The organism is Rhodococcus sp. NPDC057529 (assembly GCF_042802055.1).
Lineage (GTDB): Bacteria > Actinomycetota > Actinomycetes > Mycobacteriales > Mycobacteriaceae > Rhodococcus_F.
The window spans coordinates 97,306-120,192 of sequence record NZ_JBHVEY010000015.1 but is presented as its reverse complement, the minus strand read 5'-3'; the positions used below and the strand labels follow the sequence as shown (position 1 = coordinate 120,192).

General features: G+C 68.6%; 24 protein-coding genes. 14 read left to right on the top strand and 10 right to left on the bottom strand.

Features of this window, described 5'->3' with window-relative positions; all coding sequences use genetic code 11:
* Positions 1-10: 10 nt before the first annotated feature.
* Complete coding sequence (locus tag ACFU5V_RS27560; RefSeq protein WP_378703158.1) at positions 11-1,132, bottom strand: hypothetical protein; 1,122 nt, start codon at positions 1,130-1,132, stop codon at positions 11-13.
* 259 nt (positions 1,133-1,391) lie between these two features.
* Here ACFU5V_RS27560 and ACFU5V_RS27555 point away from each other — a divergent pair, with 259 nt between their 5' ends.
* The 6 genes from ACFU5V_RS27555 to ACFU5V_RS27530 all read left to right on the top strand — a co-directional run bounded on the left by ACFU5V_RS27555 (position 1,392) and on the right by ACFU5V_RS27530 (position 5,727).
* A complete protein-coding gene (locus ACFU5V_RS27555) occupies positions 1,392-1,967 on the top strand; it encodes a TerD family protein (protein ID WP_009475137.1) in 576 nt (191 codons plus the stop codon).
* Between the two features lie 117 nt (positions 1,968-2,084).
* On the top strand, positions 2,085-3,227 hold the full coding sequence (locus ACFU5V_RS27550; protein WP_378703083.1) for a DUF475 domain-containing protein: 1,143 nt from the start codon (positions 2,085-2,087) through the stop codon (positions 3,225-3,227).
* A 79-nt stretch (positions 3,228-3,306) separates the two neighbouring features.
* Complete coding sequence (locus tag ACFU5V_RS27545) at positions 3,307-3,930, top strand: AIM24 family protein (RefSeq protein ID WP_280780522.1); 624 nt, start codon at positions 3,307-3,309, stop codon at positions 3,928-3,930.
* A 5-nt stretch (positions 3,931-3,935) separates the two neighbouring features.
* Positions 3,936-4,637, top strand: coding sequence for an AIM24 family protein (locus ACFU5V_RS27540; RefSeq protein WP_043824572.1), 702 nt, complete (start codon positions 3,936-3,938; stop codon positions 4,635-4,637).
* Positions 4,634-5,389: an AIM24 family protein gene (locus ACFU5V_RS27535; protein ID WP_011595185.1), complete on the top strand. Its 756-nt coding sequence runs from the start codon at positions 4,634-4,636 to the stop codon at positions 5,387-5,389. The genes ACFU5V_RS27540 and ACFU5V_RS27535 overlap by 4 nt, the downstream gene beginning before the upstream one ends.
* A 110-nt stretch (positions 5,390-5,499) precedes the next feature.
* Positions 5,500-5,727 (top strand): hypothetical protein, encoded by a 228-nt coding sequence (locus tag ACFU5V_RS27530; RefSeq protein ID WP_378431234.1) that lies wholly within the window; start codon positions 5,500-5,502, stop codon positions 5,725-5,727.
* Between the two features lie 85 nt (positions 5,728-5,812).
* On the opposite strand, the gene ACFU5V_RS27525 is transcribed toward ACFU5V_RS27530, so the two are convergent.
* Both ACFU5V_RS27525 and ACFU5V_RS27520 read right to left on the bottom strand, forming a co-directional pair.
* Positions 5,813-6,295 carry a hypothetical protein gene (locus ACFU5V_RS27525; RefSeq protein WP_378431233.1) on the bottom strand — a complete coding sequence of 161 codons (483 nt, stop codon included), beginning with the start codon at positions 6,293-6,295 and terminating at the stop codon, positions 5,813-5,815.
* A 53-nt stretch (positions 6,296-6,348) separates the two neighbouring features.
* Positions 6,349-6,765, bottom strand: coding sequence for a PPOX class F420-dependent oxidoreductase (locus tag ACFU5V_RS27520; protein ID WP_378703082.1), 417 nt, complete (start codon positions 6,763-6,765; stop codon positions 6,349-6,351).
* 225 nt (positions 6,766-6,990) lie between these two features.
* Between ACFU5V_RS27520 and ACFU5V_RS27515 the strand changes: the two genes are divergently transcribed.
* Positions 6,991-8,331 (top strand): potassium channel family protein, encoded by a 1,341-nt coding sequence (locus ACFU5V_RS27515; protein ID WP_378703081.1) that lies wholly within the window; start codon positions 6,991-6,993, stop codon positions 8,329-8,331.
* A 4-nt stretch (positions 8,332-8,335) separates the two neighbouring features.
* Here the strand turns inward: ACFU5V_RS27515 and ACFU5V_RS27510 are convergent, their stop codons facing one another.
* Genes ACFU5V_RS27510 through ACFU5V_RS27500 form a run of 3 tightly spaced genes read right to left on the bottom strand, consistent with a single transcriptional unit; the run spans position 8,336 to position 10,546 of the window.
* The gene (locus tag ACFU5V_RS27510; protein WP_378703080.1) at positions 8,336-8,740 is read right to left on the bottom strand and encodes a RidA family protein; all 405 of its coding nucleotides are present in this window, start codon (positions 8,738-8,740) and stop codon (positions 8,336-8,338) included.
* Between the two features lie 46 nt (positions 8,741-8,786).
* Positions 8,787-9,536, bottom strand: a complete 750-nt coding sequence (locus tag ACFU5V_RS27505) for an IclR family transcriptional regulator (protein ID WP_072946380.1) — start codon at positions 9,534-9,536, stop codon at positions 8,787-8,789.
* The gene (locus ACFU5V_RS27500; RefSeq protein WP_378703079.1) at positions 9,533-10,546 is read right to left on the bottom strand and encodes a sugar kinase; all 1,014 of its coding nucleotides are present in this window, start codon (positions 10,544-10,546) and stop codon (positions 9,533-9,535) included. Before ACFU5V_RS27500 ends, ACFU5V_RS27505 begins: the two co-directional genes overlap by 4 nt.
* A 220-nt stretch (positions 10,547-10,766) precedes the next feature.
* On the opposite strand from ACFU5V_RS27500, the gene ACFU5V_RS27495 reads away from it, so the two are divergent.
* The 4 genes from ACFU5V_RS27495 to ACFU5V_RS27480 are packed head-to-tail and all read left to right on the top strand — an operon-like array spanning position 10,767 to position 15,778.
* A complete protein-coding gene (locus ACFU5V_RS27495) occupies positions 10,767-12,089 on the top strand; it encodes an amino acid deaminase (protein WP_378703078.1) in 1,323 nt (440 codons plus the stop codon).
* A gap of 22 nt (positions 12,090-12,111) precedes the next feature.
* Complete coding sequence (locus ACFU5V_RS27490; RefSeq protein ID WP_378703077.1) at positions 12,112-13,731, top strand: amidohydrolase family protein; 1,620 nt, start codon at positions 12,112-12,114, stop codon at positions 13,729-13,731.
* On the top strand, positions 13,728-14,357 hold the full coding sequence (locus ACFU5V_RS27485; protein ID WP_378703076.1) for a bifunctional 4-hydroxy-2-oxoglutarate aldolase/2-dehydro-3-deoxy-phosphogluconate aldolase: 630 nt from the start codon (positions 13,728-13,730) through the stop codon (positions 14,355-14,357). Before ACFU5V_RS27490 ends, ACFU5V_RS27485 begins: the two co-directional genes overlap by 4 nt.
* A gap of 29 nt (positions 14,358-14,386) precedes the next feature.
* Positions 14,387-15,778 (top strand): GntP family permease, encoded by a 1,392-nt coding sequence (locus ACFU5V_RS27480; RefSeq protein WP_378703075.1) that lies wholly within the window; start codon positions 14,387-14,389, stop codon positions 15,776-15,778.
* On the opposite strand, the gene ACFU5V_RS27475 is transcribed toward ACFU5V_RS27480, so the two are convergent.
* On the bottom strand, positions 15,775-16,626 hold the full coding sequence (locus tag ACFU5V_RS27475; RefSeq protein ID WP_378703074.1) for a spermidine synthase: 852 nt from the start codon (positions 16,624-16,626) through the stop codon (positions 15,775-15,777). The two genes, ACFU5V_RS27480 and ACFU5V_RS27475, sit on opposite strands and share 4 nt — an antisense overlap.
* A gap of 120 nt (positions 16,627-16,746) precedes the next feature.
* Here ACFU5V_RS27475 and ACFU5V_RS27470 point away from each other — a divergent pair, with 120 nt between their 5' ends.
* A complete protein-coding gene (locus tag ACFU5V_RS27470) occupies positions 16,747-17,073 on the top strand; it encodes a hypothetical protein (RefSeq protein WP_276141241.1) in 327 nt (108 codons plus the stop codon).
* A gap of 111 nt (positions 17,074-17,184) precedes the next feature.
* Here the strand turns inward: ACFU5V_RS27470 and ACFU5V_RS27465 are convergent, their stop codons facing one another.
* On the bottom strand, positions 17,185-18,261 hold the full coding sequence (locus ACFU5V_RS27465) for a PQQ-dependent sugar dehydrogenase (RefSeq protein ID WP_378703073.1): 1,077 nt from the start codon (positions 18,259-18,261) through the stop codon (positions 17,185-17,187).
* 116 nt (positions 18,262-18,377) lie between these two features.
* On the opposite strand from ACFU5V_RS27465, the gene ACFU5V_RS27460 reads away from it, so the two are divergent.
* Positions 18,378-19,778, top strand: coding sequence for a DUF2252 domain-containing protein (locus ACFU5V_RS27460; RefSeq protein WP_378703072.1), 1,401 nt, complete (start codon positions 18,378-18,380; stop codon positions 19,776-19,778).
* Positions 19,779-19,820: 42 nt separating this feature from the next.
* The gene (locus ACFU5V_RS27455) at positions 19,821-20,600 is read left to right on the top strand and encodes an IclR family transcriptional regulator C-terminal domain-containing protein (RefSeq protein WP_378703071.1); all 780 of its coding nucleotides are present in this window, start codon (positions 19,821-19,823) and stop codon (positions 20,598-20,600) included.
* Positions 20,601-20,604: 4 nt separating this feature from the next.
* On the opposite strand, the gene ACFU5V_RS27450 is transcribed toward ACFU5V_RS27455, so the two are convergent.
* The gene (locus ACFU5V_RS27450) at positions 20,605-21,483 is read right to left on the bottom strand and encodes a shikimate dehydrogenase (RefSeq protein WP_378703070.1); all 879 of its coding nucleotides are present in this window, start codon (positions 21,481-21,483) and stop codon (positions 20,605-20,607) included.
* Positions 21,484-21,508: 25 nt separating this feature from the next.
* Positions 21,509-22,864, bottom strand: coding sequence for a shikimate transporter (shiA, locus tag ACFU5V_RS27445; RefSeq protein WP_378703069.1), 1,356 nt, complete (start codon positions 22,862-22,864; stop codon positions 21,509-21,511).
* Positions 22,865-22,887 lie beyond the last annotated feature (23 nt).

Here is a 22,887-nt window from a genome sequence, read left to right as displayed (position 1 = left end):
TCCCCCCGTGTCATCGCTGCCCTGTGTGTCCTCTCATCTTCTGAACCACCTCGGCGATGAACGCCGACACGGCATCGAGCTGGGTGACGTACGCCCAGTAGTCGGGATGCCGCCCGGTCAGTGTCCCTGCAATTCGGTCGATTCGCTCGAGCTGAGCGTCCAGGACCGACCCCCATTCCCTCACGAGCCCACGATTGACAGCCAACATCTGGGCGTCGCGGAGGCGAAATCTGATCTCGTTCTCCTTCGACCGCGGGTTCTCCCGGACCTCCCGGAGCAACAGCAGACGATCGGTGACGCCGTCGACGTTCGCCTCCGCATCGACCAGATGAGTCCGCGCCGCGGCCGTCAGATCCAGCGCCCCCTCGGGATTTCCCGCGGTCAGAGCCTTCTGCGCCTGCTGCAGATCGGTCTGCGCCTGCTCGATGTGCCTACGGCTCTCGCGGTCGTTGTGAACGAGATCCGCCGAACTGGCCGCGTTGAACTCGCGCAGCAGAGCCGAATAGGCGGGCGCCAGCCGTTCCGCCCGCGTCTGCACCGCGGCGATCCTCGTCGTCACCGACGACACGGCGTGCGCAGCATCTCGCTCCTTGGACGGAGCCGCCGCCAGCACCTTCTCGAGCGCCGCCGACTCCTCCCGCACCCGCGCCGCCGCGGCGCGGACCGGGTTCGCGCCGCGGGCGCCCTGCAGCGCCACGACCGCGGCGTCGAGTGCGGCTCCCCGGTCGCGCAGCGACGGGTAGCCGGCGTACGCGGCACCCTCGGTCTGCACCCGGTGCTGCACCGCGGCGGCGACCTGCAGTGCCTGCTGGGCGACCTGGGGTACGGCCGCCAGCATCGCGGTCGACTCCTCGAGATGGCCGCGATGTGTGCGATAGAACTCGTCGAGGATCTGCGTCGCCGCCACCAACTGCCGCGTCACGTGCTCGAAGGCGGCGGCCGACTCGGGTGACTGGACGTTTCCGAACCGGTCCTCCGCCTCCAGATACGCGGTGGCGGCCTGGTAGCAGCCGTCGCGAACCGGTTCCCAGGCCCGCCGGATTCCACGTTCCGGCGTCAGCTCTGCGGAGGCGTCCACGGCGGCGGCGGCGATGCTCTGCCGGTTGTCCATATCGAGAAACGCTGCGACCATCGTGTCGTGGGCGCGGCGAGCCGAGTCGTCGCCCCGGGCTCTTCCTCGGAAGCGTCCCGCCCATCCGCTCGTCACGCCCTGAATCGTACTGGTCGGGGCGACAACGCCGAGTGGACCGGAATTGCCTGTGCACAAACCTGTGGACAGATCGCGGGATGGGACAAGTCGGACAAATTCATTATCGTGGTGTCGCACGACGAACCCGGAATCTTCGACAGCTGTCGAGGGTCCACCCACCTCCTCTCGAAAGGACCCCTGAATGGGCGTCAGCTTGACCAAGGGCGGCAATGTTTCTCTCACGAAGGAGGCCCCGAACCTGACCGCGGTGGCTGTCGGACTCGGATGGGATGCCCGCTCGACCACCGGCACCGACTTCGACCTCGACGCCAGCGCCATCGGTGCAGGTGCCGACAAGAAGGTCGTGTCGGACCAGCACTTCGTGTTCTTCAACAACCTGCGCTCGCCCGACGGCTCGATCGAGCACATCGGCGACAACACCACCGGTGCGGGCGAAGGCGACGACGAGGTGATCAACGTCAACCTGGCGGCGGTCCCCGCGAACATCGAGAGCATCCTGTTCCCCGTCTCGATCTACGACGCCGAGACGCGTTCGCAATCGTTCGGCCAGGTGCGCAACGCCTACATCCGTGTGGTCGACCAGGCCAACGGCAACGAGCTCGCCCGCTACGACCTGTCCGAGGACGCGTCGACCGAGACCGCTATGGTTTTCGGCGAGCTGTACCGCAACGGTGCGGAGTGGAAGTTCCGCGCCATCGGCCAGGGCTACGCGTCCGGGCTGGCCGGTATCGCCCGCGACTACGGCGTCAACGTCTGACAGTCGCTTCGTTCTCCAGCCGGGGGAGGGTTTCACGGCCCTGACGTGAAACCCTCCCCCGGTGTTCGTCCCCTGCAGTAACCACCCTGCATGCCCACTAGAGAAAGGCCACGCTTCGTGGTTCTGCGAATATTCGGTCTCTCCTTCGCCGTGACGGTGATCTCCATCATCATCGCGGCGCTCTACGGAGGCCCCCAGGCCGTCCTGCTCGTGGTGATCCTCTCGATCCTCGAGATCTCGCTGTCCTTCGACAACGCCGTCATCAACGCCACCGTCCTGCGCCGCATGAGCGAGTTCTGGCAGAAGATCTTCCTCACCGTCGGCATCGTCATCGCGGTGTTCGGCATGCGCCTGGTCTTCCCCCTCGTCATCGTGTGGCTGGCGTCCGGCCTCGGCCCCGTCGCCGCCCTCGACCTGGCCCTCAACCCGCCCGCCGACGGCGCCGCGTACTTCCCCGACGGCAGCGCCAGCTACGAAACCCTGCTCACCGACGCGCACCCGCAGATCGCGGCGTTCGGCGGCATGTTCCTGCTGATGCTGTTCCTCGGCTTCATCCTGGAAGAGCGCGAGATCACGTGGCTGTCCTGGCTGGAGAAGCCCCTTGCCCGCGCGGGCAAGCTCGACCAGCTGGCCGTCATCCTCGCCGGCGTCCTGCTGCTGATCACCGCCGCCTACATCGCCCCCGAGGACACGGTCTCCACGGTGATGATCGCCGGTGTCCTCGGCATGGTCACCTACATCGCCGTCAACGGTCTCGGTGAATTGTTCAACACCCCCGAGGAAGACGAGGACGGCGAACTGGTCGAAGGGTCCAAGGGCGGACCGACCGAGCTGGCCAAGGCCACCGGTAAGGCCGGGTTCTTCCTGTTCCTGTACCTCGAGGTCCTCGACGCGTCGTTCTCCTTCGACGGTGTGATCGGCGCGTTCGCGATCACGTCCGACCCGATCATCATCGCCCTCGGCCTCGGCTTCGTCGGCGCGATGTTCGTCCGTTCCATCACCGTGTTCCTGGTCCGCAAGGGCACACTCTCGGATTACGTGTACCTCGAGCACGGCGCCCACTGGGCCATCGGCGCACTGGCCCTGATCCTGCTGGTCTCCATCGGCTACCACGTCAACGAGAACGTCACCGGCCTCGTCGGTGTCGCCCTCATCGGCGCCGCGTTCATCTCCAGCATCGTCCGCAACCGCAAGGCCGCCGCGGCCGTCGGCGAAGCGGAAGACGACGTGGACGAGCAGAACCCGGTGTCCGTCGGCTAGGTTCTGCCTGTACTCACATCCTGCGGCAGTGCACGTGACTCGGTCACGGGCACTGCCGCTCGACACTGGAAAGGGCACCATGGGGCGGCTGCTCGACAAGTCGAAGAAGGTGGTGGAGGCGCAGCTCGCCGGAACCACCATCCGGGCGATTCAGGGTTCGATGATCGCCTACGAGGGCAATGTCAGTTTCAAGTCGGCAGGCTTCGGTGGCGGCGACGGTGTCCTCGCCGGGATGAAGCGGCGCGCCACCGGCGAGGCGCTGTCGCTGATGGAATGCTCCGGCCACGGTGTCGTGTATCTCGCGGTGGGCGGACAGTACGTGTCGGTCGTCGACCTGGCCAACGAGACCCTGCAGGTGGAGTCGCAGCAGCTTCTCGCGCTGAGCGGCAATCTGAACACCAACGTCACGTTCACCGGGCTGCGCGGCGGCGTCGGCGGTCAGGGCCTGTTCACCACGACCGTCTCCGGTCAGGGTCAGGTGGCCCTGCTGTCGGCCGGCGGACCGCTCATCCACCTCGAGGTGTCGCCGCAGTACCCGCTCGTGGTCGATCCCGACGCGTTCGTCTCGGCGCGCGGGCAGGTGACGCAGTCGTTCGTGACCGACGTGTCGTGGCGCAGCGCCGTCGGCCAGGGCAACGGTGAGGCCTTCTCCCTGAAGTGGGACGGTCACGGCGTCGTCTCCATCCAACCGGCAGAGCGGTGAGCCCCATGGTCTTCTCGAAAGTGAACTCCAAGGTCGTCAAGGTCGACGTCGGCGCCGCGGGCGGTGTGGTCGCCCGCACCGGCGCGATGCTGTTCTACACCGGTCAGGTCCAGTTCTCGCCGCACCAGGTGCCGGGCTCCCAGTCGATGGCGGGCATGGGTGGATTCACCCGGATGGCCGGACGCATGATGCAGGGCGAGCACGAACGCACGATGCTGGCGCAGGGGCAGGGCGAAGTGCACTACGGTCACGCCGGGCTCGAGGTGCACGTCGTGGACATGTCGCAGGGCGGTGCCCTGTGCGTCGAGGCGTCCCGGCTGCTCGCTCACAATGCGGGACTGCAGAGTTCGGTGGTCTCGGTGGTGAGTCAGGGCGGCGGTGGCGGTGGGCGCGGCATGCTCGGCGCGCTGCGCGGTGCGGCGGCAGGAGCCCTGTCCGGCACCGGAATGTTCACGACGCAGCTGTCCGGGTACGGATCGGCGGTCCTGCTCGCGCACGGCGGCTTCATCGAACTCCCGGTGGGCGGACCGAATCCGGTGTTCGTCGACCCCGACGCGTTCGTCGGCACGTACGGCAGCGTCCAGGTGGAACTGAAATCCGCTGTCGGCTGGCGCGAGGCCATGGGCCGCGGCGTCGGGGAAGCGATGCAACTGCAGTGCACCGGTCAGGGAATCGTCTACGTTCAGGCCTCGGAGGAGAAACTGTGACCGCCATCCACAATCCGTCGACGCTGGGCGCCAGCGACAACATTCCCGACAACAGCTACGCGTTCTGCATCGACCTCACCGCGCCCTGGTTCATCCGCAAGGGTGCGATGATCGCGTACTACGGCCAGATGCAGTTCCAGGCGCTGACCCACGGATTGCACGGCGCCGCACTGCACATGGTCGCCAACCAGTTCTCGGCGCCGCTGTACATGGGCGACTACGCGGTGGCCGAAGGATTCGGGAAACTGATCATCGGCGACCGCGGATACGACATCAACTCGTACGACCTCGACGACGGCAACCTCACGATCCGGGCATCGAATCTCCTTGCGTTCGAACCGGGTCTGGCGTTGAACCAGTCCATCGTGCCGGGATTCCTCACGCTCATCGGGACCGGCAAGTTCCTGGCGTCGTCCAACGGCCCGGTGATGTTCGCGGAACCGCCGCTGCGGATCGACCCCGAGGCACTCGTCGGGTGGGCCGACTGCCCGTCCCCGAGCCACCATTACGACCAGGGATGGATCAGCAACTTCCTCGCGGCGGGCGCCCACATGATGGGCATCAACTCCGGGGAGGAACGGCAGTTCGACTTCACCGGCGCCGGAACGGTTCTGATCCAGTCCAGCGAGAAGGTCCTCAGCGACACCCATGTGGTGCGCAGCATCGAGGGCCAGATCCACGGGATCACGCCGAGCGGTCTGCAGCGACTCAACGGGGTGATCGCCGCCAAGCTGGCGGAGCAGCCTCGCTGACGTGCAGGAGATTGCCAGGCTGAGCGAAGAGTTGTGGCAGGGACGGGGAGCAATCTGATCTGTGTCAGGAAGTTCTGACACAGCATCCGATACGTTCCAGGAGGAACCGCATGAAGTCCGTCGTGACCAAGGCCGTCGCAACCGGTGGTATCGCCCTCGCCGCACTCGGCATCGGAGCCGGCGTCGCCAGCGCCGACCCGGTGGGCCACAACCCCGCCCCCGCCCAGCAGCAGCAGGCACCGCAGCCCCAACCGCAGCAGCACGCTCCGCAGCAGCAGGCACCGGCGCCGAGCCCGCACGGATTCTGGTTCTTCGGCACCTGGGTTCCGCTGCCCTGATCTGCGTTCCCCTCGCAGGAGGAAGGTGCCCTTCGACGCTCCCACGGCGCCGAAGGGCACCTTCGTCTTTCTACCGGGCATACCGCTACCGGGTGGGCCGCATACTCGGATTGGGGCCGAGCGTGATCGTCCGGGTCCTCGGCAGCAGCCCTATCTCCTTCCACCCCGCGGTCAGCGTGATCGTCCCCGACTCCGGGTAGTCGCTGATCCAGTAGTGCGGCGCGGAGTGATACTCGGACGCGTCCGCGGCCGCGGCCGTCGACGTCGCATGCGGGTGACGGGGGTCGGCGACGCCCTCCATGTCGTCGACCCGGACGTTCACCGCAAGATACGACCACCGCGCCGAGGGGTCGTCGGGATCGTCGAGCGGACGCGTCTCGTGACGCGCCAGATCAGCGGATCTGCCTCTCGCCGTCAACTCGATGCGCAACAGCATGCCCTTCGGGTGAGCGACGACCTCCGACAGGCGCAGGGTCACATCGCGGCTCGTCACGAGCTCGACCGGCCCATGCACCACGATTCCCTCCGTGGCGGGCGGTGGTGCCGCCGGCCACCGCCTCCTGCGCACGACTCAATCGTCCCACCGGCTCCGATCGGCTGCCACAGCTACGTTTCGCGCACTCAGGGCAGCTGGGCCATGCCGTACACGTTTTTCGCCCGGACCCGGAGCACCTGCCTGCGTTCGGACACCATCGCGCGGCGGAAATCTTCCCAGTCGTCGTGCTCTTTGCCCGCCGCCGCGTCGTGCGGGTCCGTCACGACCGCGCTCAGTTCCGCGTCGCCCTCCACCACCGCGTAACTCCAGAAGTCGGTCGCGCTGACGTGGAGCGACACCCGGGGGTCGCGCGCGGCGTTCCGGGTCTTGGCCCGGTCCGTCGTCACCGACACCCGCGCCGTCTGCGTGCCGGGATCCCAGGCATAGATCACGTTCGACAATTGCGGGCGTCCGTCGCGTTTGACCGTCGCGAGGACGGCCCGGTTGTGTGCGCCGACGAGGTCGAGAAGTGGTCGCCGGTCGTCTTTCGCATCGAGACTCATGTCTCACCCAACCACGGACGCCGGGGCGGTGTTCCCGGCGGCCCTCGGCGGCGTCGCTCCGACCGGTGTGACGATCCGGGGCGCTCCTACCGACGAGTAGGGTGGATGTGTCGCAAACTCATTGGCCGAGAACGCGTTCCGGCTACTCACCGGTACGCGGTCTCGGGTGGGATCCGCGGTTCTTCTCGGGTACGCTCTCGTGATCCCGAGCCGGAAGGACCACACGTGAACGACTCCTATCTCGTCATCGGCGAAACCACCGTGGCCCGACGGGTCTGTGCATCCCTTCGCGAAAGGGACTTCGACGTCCGCCATCTCGTCGCCCCCGACGACGACGAACTGCGCCTGGCGATGGCGGACGAACCGCGCGGGATGGCGGTCCTGGTGCGCGACGACGTCGTCGCGCTGCGGTACGCGCTGGCCGCCGCGCACATCTCGGCGTCGATCCCGTTGGTAGTGACGATCTTCGACCGCACGGTCGCGGACCAGCTGTCCCACCTGCTCCCGCAGTGCACGGTGACGTCACCGGCAGACCTCGCCGCGCCGACGCTCGCCGGCCCGTGCCTGGACCCCGAACTCGTCGCGGCCCGGCACGCGGGCGAGCAGATGCTGACGGTCCGGGCGATCGACGGCCACCCCGAGGGTGCGCACGTCGACCTGCCCCGGCGGAACTGGTGGCGCACGGTGGCGACCGGTGCGACGGGCCTGCTGCGGTCGCACGACATCGGTACGCGCATCCTGCTCGGCGGGCTCGCCGGACTCCTCGCCGTCCTGCTCGCCGACTGGTTGTGGCTGGTCCTCGGTCAGCACGTGCCGCCGCTCGACGCGTTCAACGAAGCGGTCCGCGTGGTGACCACGGTGGGGCCGGGAGCCGACACCCACGGCAGCCCCGCGTACGCAATCTTCGCGTCGGTGGCGATGCTCTTCACCGTGGTGTTCACCGCCATGTTCACCGCCGGAATCATCGAGCGCCTGCTCGGCCCCCGGCTCGTCGGCCTGGTCGGCAGCCGGGTCCTGCCCCGGTCGGGTCACGTCATCGTCGTGGGTCTCGGTCAGGTCGGACTCCGGTTGTGCCGGGAACTGCAGGCGCTCGGGGTCGCGGTGGTGGGCGTCGAGCGCGACCCCCACGCCAAGAACCTGCGACTCGTGCGGGCGATGAACATCCCGACGGTGGTGGGCCACGGTGGCGACCGCGAACTCCTCGAACGACTGGGTGTGCGCCGCGCAATGGCGCTGGCCGCGGTCGGCTCCGACGACCTCGACAACATCGCCGTGTCCGTGGCCGCGCAGGCCCTCTCCCCCGGACTGCGACTGGTCCTGCGGGCCGGTGAGCAGGAGGCCATCGCGGAGACGCGGTCGCTGCTGCGGCTCGGGATCATCCGCGACGTCACCAGCCTCAGCGCCACGTACGTGGTGGCCGAGCTGATCGGCCTGCACCCGCAGGGCGTCGTGGCGGACGGCAGCCACCTCTACCTGGAGGTGGCGACAGCGGACGCGTCCGAGCCCGTCTTCACGGAACTGCCCGTGTCGCCGCGGATGAGCTGCCGCCACCTCGTCACCGCGTAGCGACCTAGCCGGTCACGGCCAGCGCGTCGATCTCGACGAGCATGACCTCGTGCGGGAGGTCGACGAAAACCGTGGTGCGGCACGGCAGCTGACCGCTCGGGACGTTCTCCGCGATGAACTCGCCATACACGTCGTTCATCGCCGCGAAGTCGTCCCGGGTGGTGAGGTAGACGCGGAACATCAGCACGTCCTCCACGCTCGCACCGCCGGCTTCGAGGATCGCCTTGACGTTCTCGAGGGTGCGGCGGGTCTGCTCGCGCACGTCGCCTTCGGCGATGTACGTGTTCGTGACGGGGTCCATCGGGCCCTGCCCCGACACCTGGAGCAGGTTGCCCTTCCTGATGCCCTGGCTGAACGTGTGCGCGGGGGCGGGGGCGCCTTCGGTGCGGATGACGGTGGTGTCGGACATATCGATACTCCTGTGTGTCGTTGCTTTTCGGGGGGACGGGGGACGGTCATGGCTGGGCGCGGTATCCGCAGTCTCGGGAGATCCGCGCGCCCACGGCCTGAAGGGGTTCGAGCAGGTCGAGGACGCGTTCGTAGCTGAGGACGACGTCGGGCACCGAGACCGAGACGGCGGCGACGACGCGGCCGGACGCGCCGCGAATGGGCACTCCGATGCAGTTGACGGACGGCTCGTTCTCCTCCTGGTCGTGCGCCCAGCCCTGCTCTCGGACCATCCGGATCTCGTCGAGGTAGCGTTCCGGTGTCGTGATCGTGTTGGCGGTGCGGGAGGAGAAATCCATCGAGTCGACGACGGTCCGCAGTTCCGAATCCGGCAGGTCGGCGAGGATCACCTTCGCGACGGCGGTCGAATTGAGATTGGCGCGCAGCCCGATTCGCGAGTACATCCGGATCTGGTCGTGTGATTCGAGTTTGTCGATGTACACCACGTCACCGCCCTCCATCGCCGCAAGGTGCGTGGTGCGCCCGTATTCGCGGTTGAACGCGACGAGGTGAGGTGACGCGATGCGCCGCACCTCCCGCTGATCGGTGGCCTGTGCGGCGAGTTCGAAGATGCGGGAACCGAGGTGGTACTGGTTGCTGTTGTCGCGGAACGTGAACCGCTCGTCGGACAGCGTTCGCAGCAGCCGCAGCACGGTGGTCTTGTGGACTCCGGTCGATTCGGCCAGCTGGTCGAGGTTGGCGGGGCCGTTGCCGAGTTGCACCAGCAGGTGCAGGGCGCGGGAGACACTCTGACTCATCCGTTCACTCCACTTCTCCGGAGGGCGAAACCGTCGGCGGTGACGCTCGTTGCCGCCCAGTCCGCTTCGGAACAGTGCAGCAGCGCGTCGAGCAGTGCGGCGGGCGGCGGGGGCGCCGAGTCGGCCGCGACGGTCAGGGTGGCGGCCGCCCCGATGTGCCCGCGGCGCAGGCAGCGCGCCTGGTCCTCGCCGCGCACCACACCGCTGAGATATCCGGCGGCGAAGGCATCGCCGGCGCCGACGGGTTCGACGACGTCCACGCGGAGCGCGGGGACGGCGATGCTGCGGCCACTCCGGTCGACGGCCAGGGCCCGGTGCGCCCCGTCCTTGACGACGACGGTGGCGGGCGCGGGCAGGATCAGTCGCAATTCGTGCGGATCCGCGGTGCCCAGCACGCGCAGGGCCTCGTCGGCGCCGACGAGCACCAGGTCCGCGAGATTCGCCAGTTCCACGACCATCCGCGGGTCGCCGTCCGGCCACAGTTGCTCACGCCAGTTGACGTCGAAGCTGACGACACCGGAGATTCCCGGCCTGTCGCGGAGCAGTCGCCGCATCAGGGCGAGGCACGAATCGGACAGGGCCGGTGTGATTCCGCTGCAGTGGACGACGGTGGCGCGGCCGAACAGTTCCGCGACCGCCGGCCGGTCGAGGAATCCGGGGTCCATCGCCGACGCCGCCGAACCCGCCCGGGAATACAGGCTGTCGGTCCGCGGCTCGCCGTGCTCGTCGACGGCGGTGGTCTTCGAGTAGTGACCGGTGGGCCGCTCGGGGTCGACCTCGATCGCACGGTCGTCGACACCGCGCGCCCGCAGTTCGGTGCGGATGAGTGCGCCGAACTCGTCGTCGCCGAGCCGTCCGACCCACGCGGCCGGGACACCGAGCACGGCGAGCCCCGCGGCGACGTTCGCCTCCGCGCCGGCGAGGTGGAGTGTCGAGTCCGGGGCCACCAGCACCATCGCCTCACCGAGGCACGCGACACCGGACTCGGGGGTGGGGGTCGATTCCTGCACTTGTTACCTCTGCGACTGCTCGGACTGGCACGGGGTTGGGTTTCGGGAGCCCTCGCCGCGGCGATGCATGCCGCATCGGACCGTTGACGATGACCCAGGCCAATGCTAGACATAGGAGACGCAAAAACGCAATCAACGTTGCATATAGCGCAACGTTGCACTTCACGGCACTTCTTCCGAAGCCGGCCAGCCCCACAAAACCCGAACGACAGGATCGACGATGACGATCAGCGGAACGGATGCACTCGATTCCGGCGCCTTGGCGGAGCTCGACGAGCTGCGCCTGTCCGACGTGGACAAAGCCCTCCCCTCCGCGGCGAACGGCCTGACCAAGACCGAGTTCCTGACCACCCGGCCGAGGCTGTCCGCGTTCAGCACGCCGGTGATGGTCCTCGACGAGACGGCCATCGCCGGCAATCTCGACACCATGGCGGCCTGGTGCCGGGAGCACGGAGTCGACCTCGCTCCGCACGGGAAGACGACGATGTCTCCGGTGCTGTGGGACCGGCAGATCCGCAGCGGCGCGTGGGGGATCACGCTGGCGAACTTCGGTCAGCTCCGGGTGGCGGTGCGATTCGGCGCGCGCCGGGTGCAGATCGCGAACTCGCTCGTCGACCCGACCGCCCTGCGATGGCTGGCCGAGCAGATGGACGCGAACCCAGAACTCGAAGTCCTGATGTGGGCCGACTCCCCGCAGACGGTCGACGCGATGACCGCGGCGCTGGCGGGCGTCACGGTGGTCCGGCCGCTGCCCGTGCTCGTCGAACTCGGCGGAGCGGGAGGCCGCACCGGCGCCCGGTCGGTGGCCGAGGCCGTGGCGGTCGCCGAACGTATCGGCGAGAGCCCCGCACTGCGGTTGGCCGGCGTCTCCGGTTACGAGGGGGCACTCGCCCACGACGCGTCCGAGGAGTCCCTCGCCCGGGTCCGGGCGTACCTCCGGTCGATGGCCGAGCTGCATCGCCGGCTCGAGGCCGACGGGCGTTACCCCGAGAGCCACGACGTCTACGTGACCGCCGGCGGCAGTGCCTATTTCGACGTGGTCGCCGAGGTACTCGCCGAACTCGCGGGCGGCAGAACCACAGTGGTGGTCCGCGCCGGCGCGTACATCATCCACGACGACGGCTTCTACACCGGGATCACCCCGTTCGCCCGCGCCCGAGACGAGCAGGGGCGTCGCCTCACGTCGGCGATGCACACGTGGGCCCGGGTGGTGTCCCGCCCCGAGCCGGGCCTCGCCCTGCTCGACGCAGGCAAACGCGACGTCCCGTTCGACGAGGGACTCCCCACCGCGCAGGCCGTCGCCGGCGCGCTCGGGGCGGCGCCGCGCCCGCTCGTCGGCGCCGAAGTGACCGCCGTCAACGACCAGCATGCGTTCCTCCGGCTCGATCCCGCACGACCCGAACACGATCTGCGCGTCGGCGACGTCGTCCGGCTCGGTCTCTCCCACCCGTGCACCGCGTTCGACAAATGGCGCTGGATACCCGTCGTCGGCGACGACTCCGACGATCCCGTCGTCGTCGACCTGATCCGCACCTTCTTCTGATCCCCGGCCGAGGACTCACATCATGACCACTCTGATCCGTTCCGCCACCGTCGTCGACGGGTCGGAGGCGCCGAGGTACCGCGCCGACGTGCTCGTCGACGGAGACCGGATCGCCGAAATCCGGCCCGCGGCAGATCACTCCGCGACCGAACGCCCCACCGCGGATCGTGTGATCGACGCCGACGGCCTGGTGCTCGCACCCGGATTCATCGACATGCACGCCCACTCGGACCTGCAGATCCTGCTGAACCCCGAGCACCCGTCGCGGATCACCCAGGGGGTCACCACCGAGGTACTCGGCCAGGACGGACTGTCCTACGCACCCGTCACCGACGACGTCCTCGCCGTGGTCCGGCGCAAGATCGCCGGATGGAACACCGATCCCGAGGGCTACGACTTCTCCTGGCGGAGCGTGGGCGAGTATCTCGACAGGCTCGACCGCGGGATCGCCACCAACGTCGCGTATCTCGTCCCGCACGGGGTGGTGCGGGCGTTGGTGGTGGGCTGGGACGATCGCCCGGCGACGGCGCCGGAGATCGAGGAGATGCAGCGGATCGTGGCGCAGTCCATGGTGGAGGGCGCCGTCGGGTTGTCCGCGGGGCTGACCTACACGCCGGGGATGTACGCGGACAACGAGGAGTTGCTGGCACTGTGCCGGACCGTCACCGAGTACGGCGGCTACTTCTCGCCGCACCACCGGTCGTACGGCGCCGGCGCCATGGAGGCCTATGCCGAGATGGTGGACCTGACGTCGCGGGCCGGGTGCGCGCTGCATCTCGCCCATGCCACGCTGAACTTCGGACCCAACAAGGGCCGCGCCCCGGAACTGCTGGCCCTGCTCGACGCCGCCGAATCCGCCGGCGCGGACATCAGCCTCGACACCTACCCGTATCTTCCCGGCGCCACCACGCTGTCGGCGATCCTGCCCAGCTGGGCATCGGCGGGCAGTATGGAACAGACCCTCGACCGGCTCCGGGATCCGGTTGCCCTCGAACGTATCCGGGAGCATCTCGAGGTCACCGGATCCGACGGCTGCCACGGCGTGATCGCCGAGTGGCACACCCTCGAGATCAGCGGCGTGCAGAATCCCGAACTCGACGCCTACGTCGGGAAGACCGTCGCCGACATCGCTGTCGAGGAGAACCGCGACCCCTTCGACGTGTGCATCGACATCCTGGTCCGCGACCAACTCGGCAGTGGCATCCTGCAGCACGTCGGGCACGAGGAGAACGTGCGCGCGATCATGCAGCACCCCCGGCACACCGGCGGCAGCGACGGACTGCTGGTCGGCGCGAAACCGCACCCCCGCGGGTGGGGAACGTTCGCACGCTACCTCGGGCACTACAGCCGCGACCTCGGGCTGATGTCCCTGGAAGAGTGCGTCGGTCACCTCAGCGGCCGCGCCGCGACGCGGTTGCGTCTCGTCGACCGCGGCTTCGTCCGCCGCGGCTACGCCGCCGACCTGGTGCTGTTCGATCCGGACACCGTCGGCGACACCGCGACCTACGCCCGGCCGCGTCAGGCTGCGGCCGGGTTCTCCCACGTATTCGTCCGCGGCCGCCTCGCCCTCGAGGACGGCCGCCTCACCGGCGCGACCGCCGGAAGATCGTTGCGCCGCGAAGAAGGAGGAGCAGTCCGATGACCGAGATCGACATTCTGCGTGCCGACCGGGTACTGACGGTGGTGCGCGCGGAGTCCATTCCCGACGCCACCGACCTGTGCCACGCGCTCGCCGAGGGTGGAATCCGGACGGTCGAGTTGACGTTCACCACCCCCGACGTGCTCCATCACCTCGGCCGCGCCGCCGACGCCGCCGCCGCGGCGGGCAGCATCCTCGGCGTCGGGACCGTGATGACCGGCGATCAGGCCGCGGCCGCGATCGACGCCGGCGCCCGGTTCCTCGTCACCCCCGGCATCCGCCCGGACGTCGCGAAAGTCGCCACGGGACGGTCGATTCCCGTCTTCCTCGGCGCGTTCACCCCCACCGAGGTGGCCATGGCCGTCGACCTCGGATCCGCCGCGGTCAAGATCTTCCCCGCCAAGCGGCTCGGCCCCGGCTACCTCTCCGACCTGCACGGCCCGTATCCCGGCGTGGAACTCCTGCCGTCGGGCGGGATCAACGATGCCAACGCCCGCGAGTTCCTCGACGCCGGCGCACTCGCCGTGTGCGCGGGCACCAGCGTCGTCCCACCGCCCAGCGTCGCCGCAGGCAACTGGACCGACATCACCGACCGCGCCCGCGCGTTCGTCACCGCGCTCTCGGCCTGAGCACCCTTCCCCTTCTCCCTGGAGACGCAATGACGTCGTTCGTCGACTGGCTGCAGCACGACACAGCCGGACTCCTCACTCTCGCAGCGATATCCATCGCCGTGTTGCTGGTCCTCATCATCAAACTCAAGCTCGAGCCGTTCATCGCGCTGATCGTCGTCGGCGTCGGTGTCGCACTCATCGCGGGAGTGTCGGTGGTCGAACTGGTCGGCACCCCGACGTCGGCGGCCGACTCGATCCTGGAGAAGGGGTTCGGCGGAATCCTGGGGCACATCACCCCGATCATCGGCCTGGGCACCGTCCTCGGCGCGATGATGGAACGCTCCGGCGGCGCCGACGTCCTGACCGAACGACTGCTGAAGTTGTTCGGGCCCAAGGGTGCACCGCTGGCGATGGGTGTCACCGGTCTCGTGCTCGGCATCCCGGTCTTCTTCGACATCGGCATCTTCATCCTCGCCCCGCTCGTGTACGTGGCGGCCAAGCGCGGCGGCAAGTCGCTGGTGCTGTATGCGATGCCGATGCTCGCCGGCCTGTCCATGACGCACGCGTTCCTGCCCCCGCACCCGGGCCCCGTCGCCGCGGCCGGTCTGCTGCACGTCGACATGGGCTGGATCATCATCATGGGTCTCGCGTGCGGTATCCCCGCCTGGTTCGTCAGCGGCGTCGTCTGGGGTAGCTGGATCGGCAAGCGGGTGATCATCGAGGTCCCGGACGAGTTCATCCCGGAGGAGAAGGAGGCCGACGAGAACCCGCCGCCACTCTGGCTGATCTCGTTCATCATCCTCGTGCCGATGGTGCTGATCCTCGGTGCGACGGTCGGCAACGTCGTCCTCGAAGAAGGCTCGACACTGCTGTCGGTGCTGATCTTCCTCGGCACCCCCACGATCGCACTGACCATCGCCGTGCTGCTGGCGCTGTACCTGCTCGGGACCCGGCGCGGAATCACGGCGCAGGAGATCGGCGCGATGTCGGCCGCCGCACTGAAACCGGTCGGCATGATCCTGCTCGTCGTCGGTGCGGGCGCATTCTTCGGCGCGGTGCTGCGGGCCACCGGAGTCGGGCAGGCCCTCGCCGACTCGATGGACGCACTCGGACTCCCGGTCATCCTGTCCGCGTACCTGATCAGCTGCGCCCTCCGCATCGCCCAGGGTTCGGCGACCGTCGCCATCGTCACCACCGCGGGCGTCATCGAACCGTCGATCGCAGCCGGAAACTACTCGTCCCCGCAGATCGCCCTGATCGTGATCGCCGTGTCTGCCGGATCCATCATCGCCAGCCACGTCAACGACGGCGGATTCTGGATCGTGTCACGGTATTTCAACATGTCGGTGAAAGACACCCTGAAGACGTGGACGGTGCTCGAAACCATCCTGTCGGTCGTCGGCTTCGCGGTGGCCTCGTTGATCTGGGTGCTCGTCTAACCGACGGAATCCGCGTCGCGCAGCACCCGCGCCGCCCCGGCGAACGTCCGCACGCGCGCGTCGTCCCACACGTGGGCGGGCACACCGCCGCCCAGCAGGGTGCGGACAAGCGCGGGGTCGTCGCCGATCGGCACGTCGCTGCCCGCGATCACGATGTTGCCGTAGCGGCGTCCCTTCAGCATCGCGGGATCGGCGATGATCGTGGTGTGCGGGAACACGCTGCCGATGGTCGCCGCCTCCCGGCGCGCGAGGACGAGGTCGCGGGTGTCTCCGCAGTTCACCGCGAAGATCCCGCCGGGTGCCAGCACCCGGCGCACGTGCCCGGTGAACTCCGTGGTCGTCAGCGACGCCGGGGTCGTGTTGCCGGCGAACACGTCGCGGACGATCAGGTCGCGGCTCGACTCCGTCAACGTCTCGGTGACCGCCCGCGCCTCCCCCACCCGCAGTCGCAGCAGTGGGGCCCGCGGCAGGTCGAACCAGTCACGGACCAGTTCGGCGAGCCTGCCGTCGAGTTCGACCACCACCTGCCGGGCGTCCGGATAGCGGGCGGCGAGATGTCGGGCGAGCGAGCAGGCGCCGCCCCCGAGGTGCAGTGCCCGCACCCGCCGATCCGTGCCCCAGTGCGAGGCGACCAGTTCGGCGATCCATCGCATGTACTCGAAATCCAGGCGAGCGGGGTCCGACACGTCGATGTGGGAACTCTCGACGCCGTTCACCTTCAGCACCCAGCCGTGCGGGTTGAGGTTGTCCACGGCGAGTTCGCACGTGCCTGTGTCGATGGGGTACACACCGGGCACGGGACCCCCGTCGGATGTCCGCGCAGCCCGACCACCGCGCTGCCTGCCCATCGTCCGTCTTCCCTACTGCTCGCGCCGCCCACTCGCGTCTGCTGCGAGAATCGTCCTCCCACGATACCGGCCCGCCACGCGGGTGCCCTACCGTGGAGATGCGCACGAGAAGGGAAGACGATGGAACCTCAGGAAGTCGACTTCGCGCACACCGAAGGCGCGGCGAAGCGGCGACGCGAGAAGGCGATGGGACTCGCGCGGTACGTGTGGGATCGCGGAATCAGTGGCCAGGAACTGCTCGACCTGACCGACAGCACGCTGCGCAAACTCGCCCGGGCGGCCGGGTCCAACCCGCCGAGCACCATGGAGACGTGGCTGACCGTGGTCGAACTGCTCGACCAGAAGACGGCCTGGGCGCAGCGCCACCCCGACCATCCCGCCGCCACCCCGGCGCACCGCGACGAGAAGATCATGTGGGTGACGCCGCCGGTCCAGCCCTGGACGTGAACCGCTAGCTCCCTCCCTCGTCCCTCCCCTGCCGCTCACCCCTCTCCCCTTCCGGACGAACGGGACGCTCGTTCGATCCAACGCAACGAGCGTCCCGTTCGTCGCGCCTGATCACGGGAGCTCGAGTATTCGGTCGTCGGACGCTCCCGGATCGCCGCGGCCGTCGCGGTTGCTGGTGCTGAACCAGACGGCGCCGTCCGGTGTCGCGACGACGGTCCGCAGCCGCCCGTATTCGCCCTCGAACAGCGACTGCGGTTCACCGAGTGCACCGTCTGCGCCCACCGGGATCCGCCACAGTCGTTCGCCGCGCAGCGCCGCGACCCACAGCGCGCCGTCGTGGAAGGCGAGACCGGACGGGGACGCTTCGCCGGTGGACCATTGGACCACCGGGTCGACGAAGCCCGCCTCCCCCGCCCGCCCCTCTACCTCCGGCCATCCGTAATTGGCGCCGGGTTCGATCAGGTTCAGCTCGTCCCAGGTGTTCGCGCCGAACTCGGTGGCCCACAGCCTGCCCGCGTCGTCCCACGCGAGGCCCTGCACGTTGCGGTGCCCGAGCGACCACACGGGTGATCCGGGAGTCGGATTGTCGGCCGGGATCGATCCGTCGGGGTCGATGCGCAGGATCTTGCCGCCGAGAGAGGACGGGTCCTGGGCGCGCGGCCGGTCGCCGGCTTCACCGGTCGCGACGTACAGCTTGCCGTCCGGGCCGAACGCGATCCGGCCACCGTCGTGGATCGACGCGGCGGGGATGCCGGTGAGGATCGGGGCCGGCTCGCCGAGGCTGCGTCCGTCGAAGCTCAGGGAGACCACCCGGTTGTCGTCGCCGGTGGTCAGGTACGCGTAGATCGTCCGGTCCGTCGCGTAGTTCGGCGAGACGGCCAGGCCCAGCAGTCCCGATTCGCCCTGCGCCGACACACCGGGCACCTCGCCGATCACGGGAGTGCTCCCGTCGGCCTGCAGGTGTCGGATCGCGCCGCTGTCCCGTTCCGCGATCAGCGCCGTCCCGTCGGGCAGAAACGCTATCCCCCACGGCACGTCGAGATCGGACGCGACCACGGCAGGCTCGCCGGCGGACGGCGCGGCGGCCACGCTGGTCGGCGACACCTGCGCCGAACTCCCCTCGGACTGGCAGGCCGCGCACGCGACGACCACCAGTGCCGCGGTGGCCGCGAAAAGTCGCTGTCCCATGGATGTCCTCCCGTCGCGCGACCGCACTCTGTCCATACTCCCCCAGGTGAGTGGCAAAGTGTCCCTGCGCACGCAATGCCACTCACGTGGGGCTGCGGGTGCTTAGACTCGACGTCATGGCCACGTCTTCCCGAGCCGGTAGGACCACGGTGATCGATGCCCGACGTTCGGCCGGGAAGGCCGCACGCGAACAACTCTCCCGCAAGGCGCAGGGTGCATTCGCCCTTCCGGAGCGCGACCCGGTGGCGGTGATCGAAGCGCAGAACACCACCCGGCTGCAGACCCTGGTGCCGATCCGGGTCGGACGGATGCTCGAATCACCGTTCGCGCTGTACCGCGGTTCGGCCGCGATGATGGCGCACGACCTCGCCGACTCACCGGTCACCGGATGCCAAGTCGTCGCGTCCGGCGACGCGCACCTCGCGAATTTCGGGCTGTTCGCCTCACCGGAACGCCGGATGCTGTTCGATCTCAACGACTTCGACGAGGCCTATCCGGCGCCGTGGGAGTGGGACGTGCGCCGGCTCGCCGCGAGCGTGTGGATCCACGGGCGCGCCAACTCGTACACCGAGGCGCAGTGCGCCGACTCCACCGGCGCCGCCGTCCGCTCGTACCGCAACACCCTGAGGACGCTGTTCCGGCTGACCGCCACGGAGCGGTACTACTTCCAGGAGGAGACGGACGTCCTCGAGCACGACCCGCGCGGGAAGCAGCAGCAGATCCGGGCGATCACCGAGAAGGCGCGCAAACGGACATCCGAACAGGTCCTCAGGAAACTCACCACGATGGAGGAGGACGGCAGGCCGCACATCGTCGACCAGTTCCCCGTCATCCGGCATTCGACGAACTACGACCTGGGCCGCATCACCGAGTTGTATCTCCTGTATCTCGACACGCTGCGCGCCGACATTCGACTGTTGCTGTCGCAGTACGAGGTGGTCGACTACGCGATGCGCATCGTGGGTGTGGGCAGCGTCGGAACCCGCTGCTGGTTGCTGCTGCTGCAGGGCCCGGCCGGGGAGCCGCTCTTCCTGCAGGCCAAGGAGGCACCGCGGTCGGTGCTGGAGACGCACGGGAAGGTCGCGACCGCACCGGACTCGATCATTCGCACCGTCGCGGAGAAGGGCCAGGGCGCCCGCGTCGTCGGCGCGCAACGCATCCTCCAGGCCCAGTCCGACCCGTTTCTGGGGTGGGTGCGCGACGTCGAGGGCGACGACGGACGCCGGCGCGACTTCTACCTTCGGCAGTTCCGCGACATGAAGGGGTCCGTCGACTTGCAGACCCTGGAACCGGCGCAATCGGTGAGGTACGCGGCGCTGTGCGGCACGATGCTGGCCCGCGCGCACAGTCAGAGTCCCGGATCGGCGTTCGTCGCGGGGTATCTCGGCAACGGGGACACGTTCGATCTGGCGATCACCGCCTGGGCCCGCCTGTATGCGGACCAGTCCGAGAAGGATCACGACGCGCTGCGGGCGGCGGTGAAGGCGGGGCGGCTTCCCGCGGAGACCGGTCTGTAGACCGGTACCATGACGGCGTGTGCGAAACAGGTGGCTACTGAGGTGGCCGAGCAGCCGGCATCGGGTGAACGGTACTTTCTGGAGTCCCTGGACCGCGGACTGAGCGTCCTCGAATGCTTCGACGAGCAGCACCGGGAGCGCACGCTGAGCGAGGTGGCGCAGAGCGTCGGGATCACCCGCTCCACGGCGCGACGCATTCTGCTCACCTTGGTGGACAAGGGTTTCCTGCGTCTCGACGGCCGCAACTTCTCGCTCACGCCCCGGGTGCTGCGGTTCGGTTTCTCGTATCTCGCCGCGCTGCGACTGCCGCAGGTCGCCGATCCGCACATCGAGGCTCTCGCGAAGGAACTGGGCGAGACCATCTCCGTCACCATCCTCGACGGCCCCGACGTGGTGTACGTGGCGCGGGTCCGCTCACCCCGGATCATCCGCATCTCCATCACCGTGGGCATGCGGTTCCCCGCGTACGCGACGTCGACGGGGCGGGTGCTGCTGGCGGGACTGCCGGCCGACGCCCTCGACGACTATCTGAAGACCACCACGTTCCAGTCGTTCACCCCGCAGACGATCTCGGACGTCGACCAACTGCGCACCGCGGTCGGGCAGGTCGCCGCGGACGGCTGGTCGATGTCGGACAACGAACTCGAGGTCGGCATCCGCGGCGCGGCCGTTCCCATCCGCGATCGGACGGGCGCCGTGGTCGCCGCCCTCAACTCCTCGCTGCAGGGCACCCAGTACACACGCGACGACGTCGAGGCGACGGTGGTGCCGAAACTCGTCGCGACGGCGGAGCGGATCGGGTCCGACCTGTCGCTGGGCTGACCGCCTACGCGGCGCGCCGGGACTGCTGCTCGACGAGCGCCAGCACGTGCGCGTACATGCGCTCGAAATCCGGTGTGACACCGGTGAACAGCTGGAACGCGTCGGCGGCCTGGAAGACGTTCATGCCTGCACCACCGAGGGTGGGCGCACCGAGCGCGCGGGCCGCCCGGATCAGGGGTGTCTCGATCGGCCGGTAGATCACGTCGGCGACCCACAGGTCGGGGCGCAGCAGGTCCACGGGCACCGGGGTGCCGGGGAATCCGACCATGCCGATGGGTGTGGCGTTGATCAGACCGGACGCGTCCGCGAGCGGCCAGGCAATCTCCGACGCCGGAACCGCGTCGACGACGCTGCCGGGAAACAACTTTCGCATCGTGTCCCGGCAGTGTTCGGCACGGTCGAGGTCGACGTCCGTCACGGTGAGGTGCCCAGCGCCCCGGGTGAGCGCCGAGTAGGCGACGGCGACTCCGGCGCCGCCCGCCCCGATCTGCACCACCCGGTCGAGGCTCGCACCCGGCAGTTCGCGGCCCAGGCTGCTGCCGAACCCGGTCCAGTCCGTGTTGTGCCCGACGGCCCTGCCCGCGGTGAACACCACGGTGTTGACGGCCTCGAGTCGCGCGGCGTCCGGCGACAATTCGTCGAGGTGGGCCATCACCTGCTGCTTGTACGGGTGGGTGACGTTGAGCCCGTCGAACCCCCACTGCCGTGCGAGGTCGATGATGCCGTCGACGCTGGCGGCCGCCCCGTGCAGACGCTCGAGGTCGAGGAGGCGGTACACGTAGTTCATGCCCTGCGCGCGCCCTTCGGCCTCGTGCAACGTGGGCGAGAACGACCCGTCGATCCCGTCTCCGATGAGTCCGCAGAGCACCGACTGTGCAGCCATGACCGTCACCTCCTCGTCTACCGGCTCAGTGCGCGTTCTCGAGCTTCGCGGCCGTGTCGGCGTCCGCGGCGTCGGCACTCGAATCGGGCTGCAGTCGCCACGCGATCAGGGCGCTGACGACGCAGCCGCCTGCCAGGTACACGGCCACGAGGTGCCAGGACCCACCGCTCGCGGTGACGAGGGCCGCCGCGATGAACGGAGTGAAGCCGCCGCCGATCGCGCTGGCCACCTGGTACCCGACGCCCGCACCGCTGTACCGGTACTCCGCACCGAACATCTCGGTGAACAGCGGCTGCTGCACGCTGACGACCATGTCGTGGGAGATGTTGACGAGGAGCACGGCCAGGATGACGGTGCCGATCATCGATCCGTGCTCGAGGAAGATGAAGAACGGGAACGCGCACACCGCGCCGATCAGCGCGCCGAGGATGTAGACGCGGCGCCGGCCGTGCTTGTCGGACAGCCAGGCGAACAGCGGGATGGTGCCGATGCCCACGGCGCCGACGAGCAGACCGACGTTGAGCATGAAGTTGCGCTCCATCCCCAGTTCCTGCGTGGAGTAGCTGAGCGCGAACGTGGTCACGATGTACATGGAGAACAGTTCGGCGAACCGCAGGCCGATGATCTGGAGGAACGCCTTCGGGTGGTTGCGCAGAGCCTCGACGAGCGGGATTCGCTTCTTTTCCTGTGGGCTCTCCTCCTCGACCTTCTCGACCTTTTCGACGAATTCGGGGCTCTCCTGGACTCCGGCGCGGATCCACAGACCGATTCCGACCAGGACGACGCTGGCGATGAACGGAACACGCCAACCCCACTGGCTGAACGCGTCCTCGGTGGTCAGGTTGCTCATGAGCATGACGAATCCGGTCGCGAGGATGAGGCCGACCGAGTACCCGACCTGCACGCCGCTGCTGTAGAACGCCTTCTTCTTCGGCGGCGCGCTCTCGACGGCCATCAGCGCGGCTCCACCCCACTCGCCGCCGACGGCGAAGCCCTGGATGGCGCGCAGCGTGACGAGCAGGATCGGCGCCCACCAGCCGATCGACGCGAAGGACGGCAGCAGTCCGATCAACGCGGTGCTCGTGCCCATGATCAGCACGGTGAGGATCAGCATCCGCTTGCGTCCGATGCGGTCGCCGTAGTGGCCGAATACCACGCCGCCGAGCGGCCGGAACAGGAATCCGACGCCGAACGTCGCGAACGCGGCGAGCGTTCCGATCGCCGGGCTGACGTTCGGGAAGAACTCCGAGTTGAAGACCAGTGCCGCGACCAGCCCGTAGAGCAGGAAGTCGTACCAGTCGATGACCGCGCCGACGAAGCTGCTCAGCGCTGCTCTTCGCGCCTGCTTCTCGGCCGCCGGGGTGAAGGCGTGATCGCTCATTCCGATGTCCCGTCTACATAGAT